This window comes from Ruminococcus sp. OM06-36AC, from assembly GCF_003438725.1.
Classification (GTDB): domain Bacteria; phylum Bacillota; class Clostridia; order Oscillospirales; family Ruminococcaceae; genus Ruminococcus_C; species Ruminococcus_C callidus.
The window spans coordinates 1-16095 of record NZ_QSTT01000022.1 but is presented as its reverse complement, the minus strand read 5'-3'; the positions used below and the strand labels follow the sequence as shown (position 1 = coordinate 16095).

The 16095-nt window shown below is 43.6% G+C and carries 14 protein-coding genes; 8 read left to right on the top strand and 6 right to left on the bottom strand.

The window, feature by feature from the left end:
• Positions 1 to 106: 106 nt before the first annotated feature.
• Entirely contained in the window at positions 107 to 631 is a 525-nt protein-coding gene (locus tag DXB92_RS11370) for a hypothetical protein (RefSeq protein WP_117733935.1), read from the top strand.
• A 248-nt stretch (positions 632 to 879) separates the two neighbouring features.
• Here DXB92_RS11370 and DXB92_RS11365 read toward each other — a convergent pair whose 3' ends face one another.
• Positions 880 to 1905, bottom strand: coding sequence for a substrate-binding domain-containing protein (locus DXB92_RS11365; RefSeq protein WP_117733934.1), 1026 nt, complete (start codon positions 1903 to 1905; stop codon positions 880 to 882).
• 324 nt (positions 1906 to 2229) lie between these two features.
• Here DXB92_RS11365 and gtfA point away from each other — a divergent pair, with 324 nt between their 5' ends.
• Together gtfA and DXB92_RS11355 are read left to right on the top strand one after the other, a co-directional pair.
• Positions 2230 to 3639 carry a sucrose phosphorylase gene (gtfA, locus tag DXB92_RS11360; RefSeq protein ID WP_117733933.1) on the top strand — a complete coding sequence of 470 codons (1410 nt, stop codon included), beginning with the start codon at positions 2230 to 2232 and terminating at the stop codon, positions 3637 to 3639.
• 10 nt (positions 3640 to 3649) lie between these two features.
• Entirely contained in the window at positions 3650 to 4627 is a 978-nt protein-coding gene (locus DXB92_RS11355; protein ID WP_117733932.1) for a PfkB family carbohydrate kinase, read from the top strand.
• A gap of 998 nt (positions 4628 to 5625) precedes the next feature.
• Here DXB92_RS11355 and DXB92_RS11350 read toward each other — a convergent pair.
• From DXB92_RS11350 to DXB92_RS11335, 5 genes are all read right to left on the bottom strand, one after another.
• Positions 5626 to 6453 (bottom strand): hypothetical protein, encoded by an 828-nt coding sequence (locus DXB92_RS11350; protein WP_117733931.1) that lies wholly within the window; start codon positions 6451 to 6453, stop codon positions 5626 to 5628.
• 35 nt (positions 6454 to 6488) lie between these two features.
• Entirely contained in the window at positions 6489 to 6707 is a 219-nt protein-coding gene (locus DXB92_RS13385; RefSeq protein WP_147330056.1) for a hypothetical protein, read from the bottom strand.
• 210 nt (positions 6708 to 6917) lie between these two features.
• A complete protein-coding gene (locus tag DXB92_RS11345; protein ID WP_117733930.1) occupies positions 6918 to 7724 on the bottom strand; it encodes a hypothetical protein in 807 nt (268 codons plus the stop codon).
• Positions 7725 to 7982: 258 nt separating this feature from the next.
• Entirely contained in the window at positions 7983 to 9143 is a 1161-nt protein-coding gene (locus DXB92_RS11340) for a HAMP domain-containing sensor histidine kinase (protein ID WP_347512272.1), read from the bottom strand.
• Entirely contained in the window at positions 9140 to 9817 is a 678-nt protein-coding gene (locus DXB92_RS11335) for a response regulator transcription factor (RefSeq protein ID WP_021681716.1), read from the bottom strand. Before DXB92_RS11335 ends, DXB92_RS11340 begins: the two co-directional genes overlap by 4 nt.
• A gap of 217 nt (positions 9818 to 10034) precedes the next feature.
• Between DXB92_RS11335 and DXB92_RS13795 the strand changes: the two genes are divergently transcribed.
• The 5 genes from DXB92_RS13795 (at position 10035) to DXB92_RS11315 (ending at position 15961) form a co-directional block, all read left to right on the top strand.
• Positions 10035 to 10178, top strand: coding sequence for a CD1871A family CXXC motif-containing protein (locus tag DXB92_RS13795; protein ID WP_169725991.1), 144 nt, complete (start codon positions 10035 to 10037; stop codon positions 10176 to 10178).
• Between the two features lie 85 nt (positions 10179 to 10263).
• Positions 10264 to 11094 (top strand): 4Fe-4S binding protein, encoded by an 831-nt coding sequence (locus DXB92_RS11330; RefSeq protein WP_117733947.1) that lies wholly within the window; start codon positions 10264 to 10266, stop codon positions 11092 to 11094.
• On the top strand, positions 11091 to 11981 hold the full coding sequence (locus DXB92_RS11325) for a TlpA disulfide reductase family protein (protein WP_021681719.1): 891 nt from the start codon (positions 11091 to 11093) through the stop codon (positions 11979 to 11981). Before DXB92_RS11330 ends, DXB92_RS11325 begins: the two co-directional genes overlap by 4 nt.
• A gap of 200 nt (positions 11982 to 12181) precedes the next feature.
• Positions 12182 to 14323 (top strand): carbohydrate binding domain-containing protein, encoded by a 2142-nt coding sequence (locus DXB92_RS11320; RefSeq protein WP_242986656.1) that lies wholly within the window; start codon positions 12182 to 12184, stop codon positions 14321 to 14323.
• A 414-nt stretch (positions 14324 to 14737) separates the two neighbouring features.
• Entirely contained in the window at positions 14738 to 15961 is a 1224-nt protein-coding gene (locus tag DXB92_RS11315) for an AraC family transcriptional regulator (RefSeq protein ID WP_040647210.1), read from the top strand.
• The last annotated feature ends 134 nt before the right edge of the window (positions 15962 to 16095 follow it).

The following is a 16095-nucleotide window of genomic DNA, read 5'->3' as shown; positions in this document are numbered from 1 at the left end:
GTGCGGTGTTGCCTTAGATTTTCTTATTTTGTTGTGTAATCACCGTTGGCATAGAAAATTCTTGTGCATAAGATACACATGCCTTTGTTAAAGGAGTACTTGCCTTATGAAAGAACGTTTTGAAAAACAATTGCAGAGCGATTTCCCGTTTATGCAGCAAAATCGGGACAAAAAAGAAAGAAATATATATCGCAGGTGGGGGTGCGAATGCAGTTCAGGCTGGTTCGAACTGATCTACGAATTATGTCAAAGAATCACGAATAGATATGCTGAAGAAGGTATTCCGGCAAATGAGATTGACTTGGAAATTCTTCAGATAAAAGAGAAGTTCGGTACACTCAGGTTTTATTACAAATTTAAAGGCGTATCTGGCGAACTACAGGCTATTGATTTCCTCGGTGTTGCTTCTTTGAGATTTGAACCTCAGAATTGTGAGGATAACGAAGCAAAGAAGAAACTCAGGCATGATATATCAGAACTCGTTCGAGGATATGAAAAAAGGTCTGCACATATCTGTGAATACTGCGGTGAGAGAGGTATGTTCAGAATGGATATGCCATGGAAAAAAACGCTTTGTGATGATTGTTATAACGCATACTTGAAAAAACACGAAGAGAAAACAAAATCGTAAACAACAGCATTGCTCTATGAGCATCTATCTAAGAACCCGTCTTCACAAGCGTATACACGTGTCTTTTCGGCAAATTTTGCTGCATACTGCGTGAAAAACACTTGCCGGGCGACAGCCCGCCTGCGTATTTTTTCCTTGTCTGCAACAAAATTATGCTCGAAAATCCACATATATTTCTTGTGAAGACGGGTTCTAAAAAATCCCCTTACCAGTATTCGCTGATAAGGGGATTTTGCATAGATGTGGTTTTATTTTGTGGTTTCTCTGCGGATCAGAATCGGTGTAAGCACCTTGTGAATCGGTGCGGCAAGCGGCTTGGGCCTGCGTTTTTTTCGTTCGCTGATTTGCAGTGAAAGCAGTTCTACTGCCTCCTGTGCGATTTTGTCCATTTGTTGGCCAACTGTGGTAATGGGAAAAATCGCCTCTCTGGAAACGGGAGAGTTGTCGAAACCAATGATTTTATACCGTTCCGGCAATGTGCCGTATTTTCGTATAATAAGATTGAGCAGAATGTTGGCGTGGGTGTCATTGGGCATAAAGATTCCCACTTTTTTCTCTGCATATGTTTCTTCGATCTCTTGTAAAAGCTTTGTGATCTCTGCATTGTTTTCTTCAAAGTTGGCACCAAAATCCCGAATCATGATGCGATGTTCCAACCCGTTTGTTTCGCAAAAATCCTGAAATCCCTGAATGCGTTTGTAAGCTGGAATGGTATTTGGAAAATCTGCATTTGCATGGAGCAGAATGTCGCAGCCGCTTTTGGCGAGGACGGTTGCAGCCTGCACGCCACCCATGTAGTTGTCTGTATTGACACTGCACACATATTCGTCTTCCCGCTCAATGGTAACGATAGGAACGTGATATTCTGCCAGTTCTTTGGAAGAGAGCGTGTGACTTAAAATAATCAGCCCCTCTGTCTTATAGGCGAGAAGTTCCTGAATATATCGCCGTTCCACATCGGCGTCTTCGTTCCCTGCAAATACGATGAATTTATATCCGTATTCCTCATAGGTCGAGATGATGTGATCCAGCATATCCGAATAATAGTGCATATATAAGTTGGGAATGATCACGCCAACCATTTCTGTTTTGCCGTTTGCCATGACTCTTGCCAGCTTATTTTCCTTATAGTCCAGCACCTCTAAGGCATTTGCGATCTTTTCCTGATTTTCCACAGTGATGGAGTCGGGATTGTTAAAATATCGGGAAATCGTTGTTTTGGAAAAACCGGTATATGCTGCAATATCTGCAAAGGTTACATTTTTTTTCGCCATTTTTTATGCCTCCTGTTTCTTTCTTCATTATAGCACATAATCGTTTGTGAATCAATAAAAGAATTAGTAAAGTAACCAGTTTCGTAGAACTGCACAAAACGTTTTCATATTTTTTAGAAATTGCGACAAAAATCAGAAAAAAGCCTTGACAAGTAACTGGTTTCATGGTATGCTGTAATCAGCAAAGTAACTAGTTACTTTCAGGAAACACTGCATAAAGCCCGTCTGAAGGCTTTGCATGCAATCTGCTTGCAGATTTTCCGTCATATTGCCCAGAAACCCCTTTCCAGACATACCCTGTATACAATAGAGTGAGGTGCGGATATGAACTTAAAAAATGAAATTATGCTGATTACTTATGCGGACAGCATGGGAAATAACTTGAAAGAATTGCATGAACTGCTGAATCAACACTATCAGAATGCTGTTGGCGGTGTGCATATTCTGCCTTTTTTCCCGTCTTCTGCGGACAGAGGGTTTGCCCCGATGTGCTACGACAAGGTTGACGAGAAATTCGGCGACTTTTCAGATGTAGAGGCATTGGGAAAAGAGTATTATCTGATGTTTGACTTTATGGTCAATCATATTTCAGCAAGCTCTGTGTATTTCAAAGATTTTTTAGAAAAGAAAGATGCTTCAGCCTATAAGGACATGTTTATCCGGTACAGCCAGTTCTGGAAAAACGGAGAACCCACACAGGAACAGACAGATCTGATCTATAAGCGGAAACCGAGAGCACCATATGTGGATGTCACTTTTTCGGACAGCAGCCGTGATAAAGTATGGTGTACATTCTGTGAGGAACAGATCGATCTGGATATTCGCACAGAGGTGACAAAGAAATTTATCCGGGATACACTGCTCTCCATGTGTCATCACGGGGCATCTGTCATTCGACTGGATGCATTTGCCTATGCTGTAAAGAAACCGGATACCAATTGCTTTTTTATTGAACCGGACATCTGGGAACTGCTGCATGAGATCGAAGATGTTGTCAAAAAGGAACATGTAGAGATCTTGCCGGAAATCCACGAACATTACACCATTCCCATGAAAATTTCCGATCAGGGCTTTTGGGTTTATGACTTTGCTCTTCCGGTGCTGACACTGCATGCCCTCTATAATCATGACGGACAATATTTGAAGCATTGGCTGGAAATGTGTCCCATGAAACAATTTACGACATTGGACACGCATGACGGCATTGGCATTGTGGATGTAAAAGACCTGCTGCCGGACGAAGAAATTGAAAAGGTCAAAGAACAGATGTACAGCCAGGGGGCAAATGTCAAGAAGATCTACAGCTCCGAAGCTTATCATAATCTGGACATTTATCAGGTAAATACGACGTATTATTCTGCTTTGGGAAATAATGATAAAGCGTACCTGCTTGCTCGTGCAATACAGTTTTTTGCACCGGGAATCCCGCAGGTGTACTATGTGGGAATGCTTGCCGGAAGCAATGATATTGCTTTGATGGAACAGACGAAGAACGGCAGGGACATCAATCGCCATTATTACTCAAAAGAAGAAGTGGCAAAAGAGCAGGAACGTCCTGTTGTACAGGAACTGAAAAAACTAATGACACTTCGGAATACCCATCCGGCATTTTCTCTGGAGGGGACGATTCAAGTAAATTCTGCAAACGATTTGCTGACAATTACAAGAACCTTTGGAAATGATTCCATTACATTGCACGCAAACTTGACGACTTATGATTATACGATAGAATGAGGGAAATGCAGTGAAAAAATATGATGTAACAGCTTTGGGCGAACTGCTGATCGATTTTACCGAAAACGGAATCAGTCCGCAGGGGAACCCCTTACTGGAAGCGAACCCGGGCGGTGCTCCCTGTAATGTGCTTGCCATGCTTTCCAAGCTGGGAAAGCATACGGCGTTCATTGGAAAAGTCGGAGCAGATATGTTCGGCAGGCAGCTTTCCGAAATCATAAAAGAGGTTGGAATTTGTGCAGACGGACTGGTGACAGATGCAGGTGTTCCGACGACGCTTGCCTTTGTGCATACCTTTGCCGGCGGTGAACGGGAGTTCAGCTTTATTCGTGATCCGGGTGCAGACATGATGCTGACCAGGCAGGAAGTGCGTACAGATTTGATTCAGGATTCCAGAATCTTTCACTTTGGCACACTTTCCTCGACCCATGCAGGCGTTCGGGAAGCCACCAGATTTGCCATAGATACCGCAATAGAAAGCGGAGCAATGCTCTCCTTTGACCCGAATCTGCGGGAACCGCTCTGGAACAATCTTGAAGATGCAAGAACTGAAATCGAATACGGGTTCTCCAAATGCAATCTTTTGAAAATCTCAGACAATGAAGTGGAGTTTATGTTCGGGCATTCGGATTATGACCGGGCAGCAAGGGAACTCTTGGAAAAATATCCGCAGATACAGCTGATCTGCATCACGCTGGGCGGAAACGGAAGCTGTGCTTACACGAGAAATGCAGCAGCAAAAGCACCGGTCTATGATGTGAAATCTGTGGAAAAAACCGGTGCAGGAGATACATTTTTCGGTTGCGTACTGAACTATGTGCTGGAGCATGAAGTGAACAAGCTCACAAAAGAGCAGCTTCTGGAACTGCTGCGTTTTGCAAATGCCGGAGCATCGCTGATTACGACGAGAAAAGGTGCGTTAAAGGTGATGCCGAATCGGCAAGAGATACAGGATCTGATGAAATCGGAAATTATTTCAGAAGCATAAAAGCATAAGAAAGCTAAGGCAATACCGCACAAAGATTGTGCGACAGATGCATCGTCAAATTTTTCGTCAGATGAAACAAAAAGCGGAGTGAATACTTGATGTATTCACGAGCATTTTGGTGAAATATGACGGGAAATTTGCAAGCAGATGGCGTGCAAAGTCGCTAGACGCTCTTTGTGCGGTATTGCCCTAAGAGGCACATCACTTTTTGCAGGAAATGGCTGCAAAGAGTGATGTGCTTTTTTGTGTTGCCTTATGTCATTATAATGCACTGCTGTCAGAGTGCAAAATGTGTGTTTGTAAAAAAACACTTGACTTTTTTCATAAAACGTGCTATAATAATTATGCTGTGTTTGAAAATGATTTCTACATTTTCTGACAGTTTTCGAAAGTGAATTTTTTGCCGCTGTGGTGGAATAGGCAGACACAAGGGACTTTGATGTTTGTACGCATGAACAGTGCGTCTGCGATCTGTTCGCAGAGAGTGCCCACAGAGAAATCTGTGGTGTAGAAGTCGGCTAAAACGGCGAAGGCACAAACAGAACGCCGTGCTAACTCGCAAGAGTGAGTGTAGAGACCTTACACCGACTACCTAAGTCCGAAAGGATATGGTAAAGACCAAGTCCGGACTACAACATACAATTTTGTGTGGCTATGGTAACATAGAGTAGTGAGAAAATCCCTCGGTAGCGATACCGTACCGGTTCAAGTCCGGTCAGCGGCACCAAAAAAGGTACAAATCTTGTATTTGTACCTTTTTATTTTTTGTGCGGTATTGCCTTGAATATATCACTCGGAAAATCCTTTTAAATTATAGCCGAAATAACATCTAATACACTTATCTTCCAAAAACCGAAATGTTGTTGATGCTAAACTGTTATAAATTTCAAATCCTTCATATCGGATTCCATAATCATCATCTGTCTTTGTTCAAAAATGAATTGATCGGAATTTTGGAGTTGGTCATGTTCCTACTTGTGAGTGGTGGATTTAAGAAATTAGAAATTAGCATTAAGCAGTCTTTTTAAATGTATACGACTTCTTTCTTCTATTTCTGTAACCATTTTATCTAACTCTGTTGTAGACCTATGCAATATATGATTCTGTATCTTTTCATATGTGGCAATTTTCTCTGCACAATCTGCGATCCATTTTGTCAGCTCTTCCGCATAATCCGGATCTTTCTTTAAAATAACCCTATCCCGATTCATGAGTGTACCAGTATGCAGTCTGTTCTGTGTCTGGACATGATCCGCCATGATACGGCGACAATCAGATATGCGATATTCCATACAGCGCAAGGCATCTTCATAGTGGTGCAGTTTCAAAGATAGTCCATAATGTACAGGATCTGCAAAATTCCATGTTTCACTTTCTTCCGCATAGAAATATTCCAGATCTGCGAACTGATGGAAATAAGGCAGGATGTATTTTTCCATGTCACTACAAGCATTTCGAAGGCTGTTTATTGTTCTGTCTTCGTCATAAAAATCTGCGTATAGCCTGGATGCATAGTATTCCTTTATGATTTCCGGTTCTGGATGAAACAGAGATGGTTCAAGTTTTTTCATCAAACCCGGTAAATCAAAACCAAGTTCATCTGAAATATCACAAACATCTTCTATTTCTTTTTCTATATCCATACAATAGGGAAGCATATCCAAATATACAGTATAATAAGGTGCGTATCGTTCTTTTTTTGCAGTGATAAAAAAACACTGTTCCTGATTAATTTCCTTATAAAACAAACTTTTATGAAGTTTATATCCATAGGGAAACAGTAATTGCCGAAACATCTTTTTGTACAATGTGGAAAATGTATGCAAATTTAAACTCCTTTCAACATATAGCAATATAGTTACTAGATAGCTGGTTGCATAGCCGGTGCTGGCTGTCCAACGCCACTTCCGGAATAAGCGGCACTTGCTAATAGCAAAATCAACAATGTTTCGTATGCCATTTCTTCTGCATTTAGCTTTTTCCGTGAATAATTATAAAGAATAACTCCTTCTTCTGGTTGCCAATATGTAACATCATAATACTCATAGGCTCCAGCTCTATACACAAAGTTGCCATTCATATTTTCATCGTCAATATTTTTTCTACACCGAATGCATCATAAATATACAACTTCACTATCTCGCCGTCTGCATCCGTCAGATTGACAACATCTCCATGTGCATTCTGCGTATAGTACTGATAATCCGTCTTGACATTGCCGCTCTGCTTGCTGAATTTCGCCAGCAGATTTGTACCACGAACATAAACCTCAGTGCTGTACCAGTCACTGTCATTCTATATCTCTCAGATAATCTTTTACAATCTTTTCTTCAAAGTACTTCCATATAACACCATCTGAAGCTTCTTCAATATTTCCACCATCATCAACGGGAATATATTCAGCAAAATTTCCAATAAAACGAATGCTTTTAGGAATGGAGCGTATAGAAGATGCAATCATAAAATAACCGTAATTATAATTTCCATCATTCCTTGGAATACTACTCCATTTCACACATGTTGTTTTGGGAGGAAATGTTAACTCCTCTGCAATCCAACAGCGAACCACAGGATACTCATCGACATTCTTTTTCATTTTTCTCTTTGCAGCAACTTGAAATATAATAAATTTTCCATGTAACCCGTTTTCTTTTGCAAGATTGCTAATCAATGGATAAGCAAACACATCACCAATATTCCAGGGGCACTCATAAAATTTCTTTATCCGAATCGGTTTTGCCTCTGGCTGCGGTGAAAGTAATTTAGCCTTTAATTTTTCCAAAACTGTTTTTCTTTTCTTTCCCAGAGCAGATGACTCTAAATTCCAACGTTCAACATCTGAGTTGCTTTCGATATATGCTAATGCCGTCTGTTTAATATCTTCGTCTAAGCGGCCTTTTTTCCATAAAATGTCCGCACATACAAACCAAAATACTGGTATGTCCGGATCGTCATTATATGCGTTATCCACATATGTTTTCTTTAACTCCTCAAATGCTTCTCTATATGGCTTTCCAGAATTGATTGCATCTAAAAATTCACTTTTCACATCCAGTGCAAAATCATCGGAATACAATCCCGTACCCCATGCACCCATAATTCGTTTCTCCCTTTCACTGTCGTGTTGATTTTGCTACCTTAGGGCAATACCGCACAAAGAGCGTCTGGCGACTTTGTACGCCATCTGCTTGCAAATTTCTCGTCATATTTCACAAAAATGCTCGTGAATACATCCAGTATTCACTCCGCTTTTTGTTTCATCTGACGAAAAATTTGACGACGCATCTGTCGCACAATCTTTGTGCGGTATTGCCTTAGGGCTCGCCTGAAAAATCCGTATATTTGTCAAACAGTCCTATTCCACTTTTCCCATCAATGGCAATCTTACAGCGAAAGTCGTTCCTTTTTCTGAACTTGATTCCACACAGACATTCCCGCCATGCAATACTGCAATTTCTTTCACAAGGGCAAGCCCTAAACCGACACCGCCCATTTGCCTGCTTCTTGATTTATCTACACGAAAAAACGGCTGAAAAATACTCTCTCTGTATGCTTCCGGAATCCCACAGCCTGTGTCTGTAATATGCAGCAATGCCTGATGCTGTTCCTTCCGGATAGAAACCGTTACGCTGCCGCCTGTATGATTGTATTTGATCGCATTCTCAACGAGATTAAACAGCAGTCTGTAAATCAGTGTATCACTGCCGATCATATGAATGTCCTCACAGTTTTGATGCAGTGTAATATTTTTCTGTTCCGCAAGTGTGGTGAGATCCGTCAGGATCTCGTCAACCAGCGGTGCCAATTCGATTTCATCGGAACGTGAAACAGACTGCAAATTGCTCATTTCCAGAAGCGTGCGGACAAGGGCAGTCAGGCGGTTTACCTGATCGATTTGAAATTGAACCAGTTCTGCGGTTTCTGCACAGCTGTCAGAATGTTCTTCGGCGAACAGTTCCAATTTTGTCTGCATCATTGCCAACGGTGTACGCAATTCATGTGCAGCATTTCCTGCAAACTGACGCTGTAAGTCGAAGGAAAGTGCCAGTCGGTCAAGCATATGATTGACCGAGCAGCTCAGCTGCTGAAATTCTGCTGCGGTGTTTTCATCAAAACGGGTGCTGGTAAGATTGTCCTGATTGATGTTTTCTGTCTGCTTTGAAAATTGTTTCAGCGGTTTGAGTGCTCTGCCGCTTACAAAATATGCGATCGCTGCACTAAGCAGTGTGACTGCGGCTGTGATATACCAGCATTTTCTTCCGAATTCTGCTTTCACATCGTAAATTTCCTGCGAAAACTGATGGAGAAATGCGGACATCTGCTGATCATCAAATTCAATTTTCAGAACATCGGAACTTTCTGGATCATATTCCGTGACAAAGCCATTCAGCGAATCTATGCCGACCGTACCGGAACGATAGAGCAGAAGATTGGAACATATACAAGTTCCGGCAATCAAAATGGCAGTCAGCAGTGTGATTCTCCATTGAAAGGACAGTCGTTTCATTCGCTTCATTTTGATTCTCCTTCTATTTCATAACCCTCTCCGATTCGATTCCGAATGGGGTCATAGCCAAGAACTGCACGGAGTTTTTTCCGGAGTGCAGAAATGTGGACACGAATCGAATTGCTGAAACTGTCCACGCTGCTGTCCCATACATGTTCAATGAGTTCCTCCTGACTGACGGGTCTGCCCTGATGCAGCATCAGATATTCCAGTACGCCGGTTTCTTTGCGTGTCAGATTGATTACAACGCCGTCTGCTGTTGCAGTACGACTTTTGGTGTCGTATACGATCTGTCCGCATTGCAGGCGTACATCCCGCTGAATGAACTGCCGGCGTGTCAGGCTGCGGATTCTGGCTTCCAGTTCTGCAAGGTGAAATGGCTTCGAAAGGTAATCATTTGCCCCTGCATCCAGTCCCTCCACTTTGTCAGCAATTTCGCTTCGTGCGGATAAGATCAATACCGGCGTTTCCTGATTTTCTTTCCGGAAGCTGCGGAGAAGCGTCATTCCATCGATCTTAGGAAGGTTCAGGTCTAATAATATCAAATCATAATATTCCACAGACAGATATTCTGAAGCTGTTTCTCCATCGCCGCAGGCATCGACTTCATATCCTGAACGCTGTAATTTTTTTGTGATGTCCTCCCGCAGGGATTGTTCATCTTCTATCACGAAAAGTCTCATAGCATGCTCCCCAGAGATTGTTCTGTATCTTTTTTCACATGGTTTACCGTTAAAAGCTTGCCATGGAGCAGTGTTTGGGGCAGGATACAAAACAGGCTCTTATAATTTTTACCTTTATTATAACAGACGCAGATAAAATCTGTGTTAATTTTCTCTTAACGCAGATTTTATATCGCATGATGTATACTGGTGTCATCAAAGCATTGGAGGGAAACAAATGGTATTCAAAAAAGCGGCAGTGCAAGTGCTGCTTCTTCTTGCGGGAATAGCGATGCTCATCTTTGGCATCTGGCGGGAGGAAGCCCAGACAGTTTTTTCAAAAGCGATCCGCCTGTGTATGGAGTGTGTTGGAATTGGCTAAGAACAAACAGATCAACAAAAAAAATGTGCACATTCTTGCACGGTTTCGCGGTTGGATTCAGGCAGCAGCAGCACTTCTGACCAACATGCATCTCCCCAATTTTTTGAATGGTTCTCTGAATCGGGGAAAGGGAAAATACGCCTGTGTGCCGGGATTGAATTGCTATTCCTGTCCGGGAGCAGCAGGCTCTTGTCCCATCGGGGCATTTCAGGCAGTTGTAGGGTCATCGAAATTCAAGTTTTCTTACTATGTCACCGGAATATTGATATTGCTTGGTGTTTTGCTGGGGAGATTTATCTGTGGATTTCTGTGTCCGTTCGGCTGGTTTCAGGAGCTTTTGCATAAGATCCCGTCGCCAAAGCTCTCTACCCAAAAGCTGAAACCGTTGCGTTATCTGAAATATGGTATTTTGCTGGTGATGGTGATTCTTCTCCCGATGGTAGTCGTCAATGAGCTGGGAATGGGGGATCCGTTCTTCTGCAAATACCTTTGTCCGCAAGGCGTGCTGGAAGGTGCGATTCCGTTGTCGATCACCAATGAAGGGATCCGCACGGCACTTGGTGCACTTTTTTCATGGAAAGCATTTGTCCTGCTGGCTGTGATACTTGGCAGTGTGTTTTTCTACCGCCCGTTCTGCAAATGGCTGTGTCCGCTGGGAGCATTTTATGCACTTTTGAATCGGGTATCGCTTTTTCAGATGAAGGTGGACAAAGACAAATGCGTATCCTGCGGAGCTTGTGCAAAGGCATGCAAAATGGATGTCGATGTCACCAGACAGCCCAACCATGCCGAGTGTATCCGCTGCGGCATGTGTATGAAATCCTGTCCGACCCATGCCATATGTTATCAATATGGTTTTGGAGATCTATCAAAGGCAAAAGAAATTTCAACAGAAAAAAAGGAGCTTAAAAAATGAAAATGAAAAAGAATCTGATGATGATGTTAGCAGCTTGTCTGGCACTTTCTGTCCCGCTCAGCGGATGCGGCAGTACGGTAAAGGACACTTCTTCAAGCGTGTCCAGTGAAGTATCCGGCGAAGCAGAAACATCCGGAAAATCTTCACAGGAACTTTTGGATGAGGAAAATGCGATCATGGCGAAAAACAATGATCTGTGGGAAAAGGTGTTTGCATCTATGAGCAAAAATGTCACAGAGGACACGCTGAGTTCAAACTACGGCGATGTGCTGATGGCTGCTGTAGACGGTGCAAAAGATCAGTTTACTGATGCAGAATATGAAACGCTGAAATCAGATGCAGAACAGATCCGCAAAATTGAAGAGGAGATCGCAGCACTTCCGACGGATTCTTCTGAGGAGCAGACCAGCGATGCGTCTGGCACTGCATTCCCGCAGTTTGAGGGAAAAGATCTGGACGGAAACAAGGTGGACAGCAGTGTTTTCGCAGAGAATGCTGTGACAGTGGTGAATTTCTGGTTCAATGAATGCAAACCCTGTGTGGAGGAACTCAGTGAAATGAATGCCCTGAATGATCGCATCAAAGAACAGGGCGGTGAAGTGCTTGGTGTAAATGTCGGTGCACTTGACGGTGATGAGCAGAATATTGCGACGGCGAAACAAATTCTGGAAACAAAGGGAGCGAAATATCGGAACATCTATTTTGATTCTGACAGCGATGCCGGAAAATTTGCACTGGGTGTCACTGCGTTCCCGACAACGTATGTCATTGACAGAAACGGCAATATCGTGGGCGAAGCACTTATGGGCGGCATTGACAATGACGAAAATCTCAGTACACTTCAGAATACTATTGATGAGGTTCTCGCAAAAGATGCTCAAAAGTAAAGAAATACCACACAAAGATTGTGCGACAGATGTGTCGTCAGATTTTTGGCAGATTGCATAAAGTTCCGCAGGCATACATTTACACAAGATCATATGACAATGATGCAAAAGTACATGACAAAAATGATATACATCGCAATGTGAAATTGCTATAATAGACACAGTAAGCAAAACGGCACATTTCACAGGAGGGAATGTATATGAATTGGAGAAAAGTCGCAGCTGGTTTTACGGCAGCACTGCTGTCTGTAACAACAGCATCTATTTTTCCGACGAAAACAGTTTTTGCCGCTGACGTTTGTGTCATTGATACAGACACAGAACATCAGATGATTCGGGGATTCGGCGGAATCAACCATCCGGAATGGGCAGGAGATCTGACGCAGGCACAGCGGCAGACGGCATTTGGAAACGGAGAGAATGAACTGGGGCTGACGGTACTTCGGGTGTTTGTGAATCCGGACAGCAGCCAGTGGAACAGAGCACTCCCGACTGCACAGTTTGCGACGCAAATGGGTGTCACTGTTTTTGCATCACCGTGGGAACCGCCGGCAAGTCTAACGGAATCCGGCGGAAGCAACGGTAAGCTACATCTGCCCAAATCCAATTATGCTGCCTATGCAAAGCATCTGAATGATTTTGGCACTTACATGAAAAATAATAATGTTGACTTGTACGCTATCTCTGTACAGAATGAACCGGATTATGCGTCCGAGTGGACATATTGGTCTACTGATGAAACAACAGATTTCATTGCCAACTATGGCGATCAGATCACAAGCACCCGATTGATGTCACCGGAATCTTTTCAGTATGTACCGGAAAATGCCTCATGGGTGCCGGACGGCGGCAAGAAATTTTACCGGAAAATCTTGAATAACAGCAAGGCAATGGCAAACTGTGACTTGTTCGGTACGCACTTTTACGGCACACAGCGTTCATGGATGGACTTTCCGGAACTGGAAAACAGCGGAAAAGAAATCTGGATGACAGAAGTTTATGTTCCAAACAGTGACAAGGATTCGGCGAATCGCTATCCGGAGGCACTGCAGGTTTCGGAAAATATCCATAATGCTATGGTTGTGGGCAATATGAGTGCCTATACCTGGTGGTATATCCGCCGGAATTATGGTTTGATGACGGAAGACGGAAAGATCAGCAAGCGTGGGTACTGCATGGCACAATACTCCAAATATGTTCGTCCCGGCGATGTGCGGATCGATGCTACGGAACAGCCGGCAGACAATGTCTATGTGTCTGCATATAAGGGCGATGACAATCAGGTAACCATTGTTGCCATTAACAAGGGAACAGAAAGCTATTCGCAGCAGTTTGCTGTAGATGCTGATGCACAAATTTCAGAGGTTGACCGTTATCGTACTTCCTCCTCTGAAAATCTGGCAAAAACAGGAAATATGGAGCATGACAGCAGCAGCTTCTGGGCACAGCTTCCTGCGGAAAGTGTTTCTACGTTTGTTGTGACATTGGAAGACAAGCCGGTAGAACCGGATAAAAACGGCTATTATTTTCATGATACTTTTGAGGCGGACAACTGCGACTGGCAGGGACATGGTGCAGCAGATATTGCACTGAGCGGAAGAATACCGTATCAGGGAACCAATGCACTTTTAGTGCAGAATCGTGCCAGTGCGTGGAACGGAGCAGAAAAAACGCTGCCGGCAAAAGCATTTCAGGCTGGAAAAGAATATAGTTTCAGCGTATGCCTGAATTACATGGACGGAGAAAGTTCCAAAAATGCTGCACTTTCTCTACAGTACACAGATGCTGCCGGAGAAACGAAGTACGCCAGAATTGCGTCTGCTTCCGCAGCAAAAGGAAACTATGTGCAGCTCGCAAATCCCAGTTTCAAACTGCCGGAGGGCGGAAAGAATTTTAAAATTTATGTGGAAACGGAAGGCGATACAGATAATTTCTATATCGATGAGGCAATCGGTGCCGTGAAAGGAACTGTGATCGACGGACCGCCTGTGGTAACCACCACAACGACGACCACAACAACTACTACCACCACAAAGGCAACGACAACAACTACAAAGGCAACGGTAACGATCACAAAGGCGACCACCGCAACTTCTGCTTCGGCGACGACAGCGGCAACCACGACAGTGATAACAGAAAAACCGCCTGTAAATACCGGCGACGTCAATGCAGACGGCAAGGTAAATCTGGCAGATGTTGTGCTTTTGCAAAAGTGGCTGCTTGGCGTTCCGGAAACAAAGCTTGCTGACTGGCAGGCAGGGGATCTGCATGCAGACGGTGTGCTGAATGGTTTCGACCTTTGTCTGCTCCGGCATACAGCGACATCTTCCGGCAATATCTGACGATGCAGTTTACAGATATGTTTTGTGCATCGTTGCTCTGAATTATGACATTTTGTTTCATCTGATTTCCTATAAAAACCCGAGATTCTCATGTGGGATCTCGGGTTTTCCTTTTGCAGTGGATTTTTGTATTTGACATGCTTCACAAAATATAGTATAATATTGTTATCAATTATGATTGTATTGACTAAAACTTCGCCAGTGAGAACTTTAGGCAATACCGCACAAAGAGTGTGCGACAGATGCGTCGTCAAATTTTTCGTCAGATGAAACAAAAAGCGGAGTGAATACTTGATGTATTCACGAGCATTTTTGTGAAATATGACGAGAAATTTGTAAGCAGATGGCGTGCAAAGTCGCCAGATGCTCTTTGTGCGGTATTGCCTTTACAAAGAGAGGAGTGAAAATTCTGCCATGTCTGAACAATCTTCTGTGCAGCACGTTTTGACCAAATCGCAGCTCTGCTATTTCAGCCGGCAGTTTTCCAATATGTTTGGACTGCCGGTACGCCTCTACCGACAGCAGGAGAAGATCTACACCTATTCTCCGGTGCAGCTGGCAGCAGATCCTGTGATTCTCTGCATTGATGCACTTTTGCAGGAAACCGCACCACTGGGCTATTTTTCCTATCACGATATGTTTTACTATGGCTATGTCCGGCATCAGTCGTACTGCTTTGTCGCCGGACCAGTCAGCGAACTGGCAATTTCGGAACACGAATTGAAAAAGCTGGGAGGTTCGCTGCATTTGCTGCCTGAACAGTTTTCTGTGTTTGCAGCTGAGATGAAAACGCTTTCGGGAATGCATCCGGATACCCTTTTGCAGGCAATGATCCTGTACAATTTCACAGTCAACCGAACCATGTACGACATTTCTGATCTGCGGATCCAGCAAAGGGAACAGAAAACCATTACAGCAGAAATGAAAGAAAATGAAATCCTGTCCGATCCGGAAAACAGAAATCCAGAAGGGCACATGCGTTCTCTGTCGATTGAGCAGGACATCATTCGGAAAGTGCAGCAGGGCGACGTAGACGGTCTGATCGATGGTGCAACAAAAATTCCGGCAGTTCGTTCCGGACAGCTTGCACCGCAGCTGCTGCGGCATCACAGGAATTTTTTCATTCGGCTGGAAACCATTGTTTCCCGTGCGGCGATCCAGGCTGGTCTGCCTGCCGAAGAAGTTTTGGAAACGGAGGAACACTACATTTCCAAATGCGAATCCCTGCCGGACATGGAACGAATCAAGAACTTGCAGTATCACATGATCCTGGACTATGCCGATCAGGTGCGAAAGCTGAAACAGTGCGGCGGCAGCCAGTCCCGATTGGTGCGAAATGTGTTGCAGTATATCCGCAGCCATATGGCAGAACCGATCCGCACCGCAGACATCGCAGCATACTGCGGCAAAAGCCGCGGCGGACTGACTACGGAATTCAAAAAGCAAACAGGCAGGACGCTGTCTGATTTTATCCAGCAGCAAAAAATGCAGGAGGCAGAAACACTGCTGTTGAAAACAGAGCAAAATCTCTCCCAGATCAGCAGTCTGCTGGGGTTCTCGTCCCAGAGCCATTTTACACGAGTTTTTAAAGAAGTTCACGGTATGACACCCACAGAATTTCGAAAATCGCAGGGATAAAATTTACTTTACAAATATATAAATTGCATGACAATCCTGCAATACAAGAAATCTTCCTTCTGTTACAATAAGTGTAGTTTAAATCGAAGTTTACATCAACAAAAGGAGGAATTTTTTGTATGAACAAGCAAAAA

What these genes read in the sequence shown, in the direction of transcription:
- DXB92_RS11320 (WP_242986656.1), top strand. Translation starts at nt 12,182, where the DNA reads ATGAATTGGAGAAAAGTCGCAGCTGGTTTTACGGCAGCACTGCTGTCT.
- DXB92_RS11370 (WP_117733935.1), top strand. Translation starts at nt 107, where the DNA reads ATGAAAGAACGTTTTGAAAAACAATTGCAGAGCGATTTCCCGTTTATG.
- gtfA (WP_117733933.1), top strand. Translation starts at nt 2,230, where the DNA reads ATGAACTTAAAAAATGAAATTATGCTGATTACTTATGCGGACAGCATG.
- DXB92_RS11340 (WP_347512272.1), bottom strand. Translation starts at nt 9,143, where the DNA reads ATGAAGCGAATGAAACGACTGTCCTTTCAATGGAGAATCACACTGCTG.
- DXB92_RS11335 (WP_021681716.1), bottom strand. Translation starts at nt 9,817, where the DNA reads ATGAGACTTTTCGTGATAGAAGATGAACAATCCCTGCGGGAGGACATC.
- DXB92_RS11365 (WP_117733934.1), bottom strand. Translation starts at nt 1,905, where the DNA reads ATGGCGAAAAAAAATGTAACCTTTGCAGATATTGCAGCATATACCGGT.
- DXB92_RS13385 (WP_147330056.1), bottom strand. Translation starts at nt 6,707, where the DNA reads ATGAATGGCAACTTTGTGTATAGAGCTGGAGCCTATGAGTATTATGAT.
- DXB92_RS11345 (WP_117733930.1), bottom strand. Translation starts at nt 7,724, where the DNA reads ATGGGTGCATGGGGTACGGGATTGTATTCCGATGATTTTGCACTGGAT.
- DXB92_RS11325 (WP_021681719.1), top strand. Translation starts at nt 11,091, where the DNA reads ATGAAAATGAAAAAGAATCTGATGATGATGTTAGCAGCTTGTCTGGCA.
- DXB92_RS13795 (WP_169725991.1), top strand. Translation starts at nt 10,035, where the DNA reads ATGGTATTCAAAAAAGCGGCAGTGCAAGTGCTGCTTCTTCTTGCGGGA.
- DXB92_RS11315 (WP_040647210.1), top strand. Translation starts at nt 14,738, where the DNA reads ATGTCTGAACAATCTTCTGTGCAGCACGTTTTGACCAAATCGCAGCTC.
- DXB92_RS11330 (WP_117733947.1), top strand. Translation starts at nt 10,264, where the DNA reads ATGCATCTCCCCAATTTTTTGAATGGTTCTCTGAATCGGGGAAAGGGA.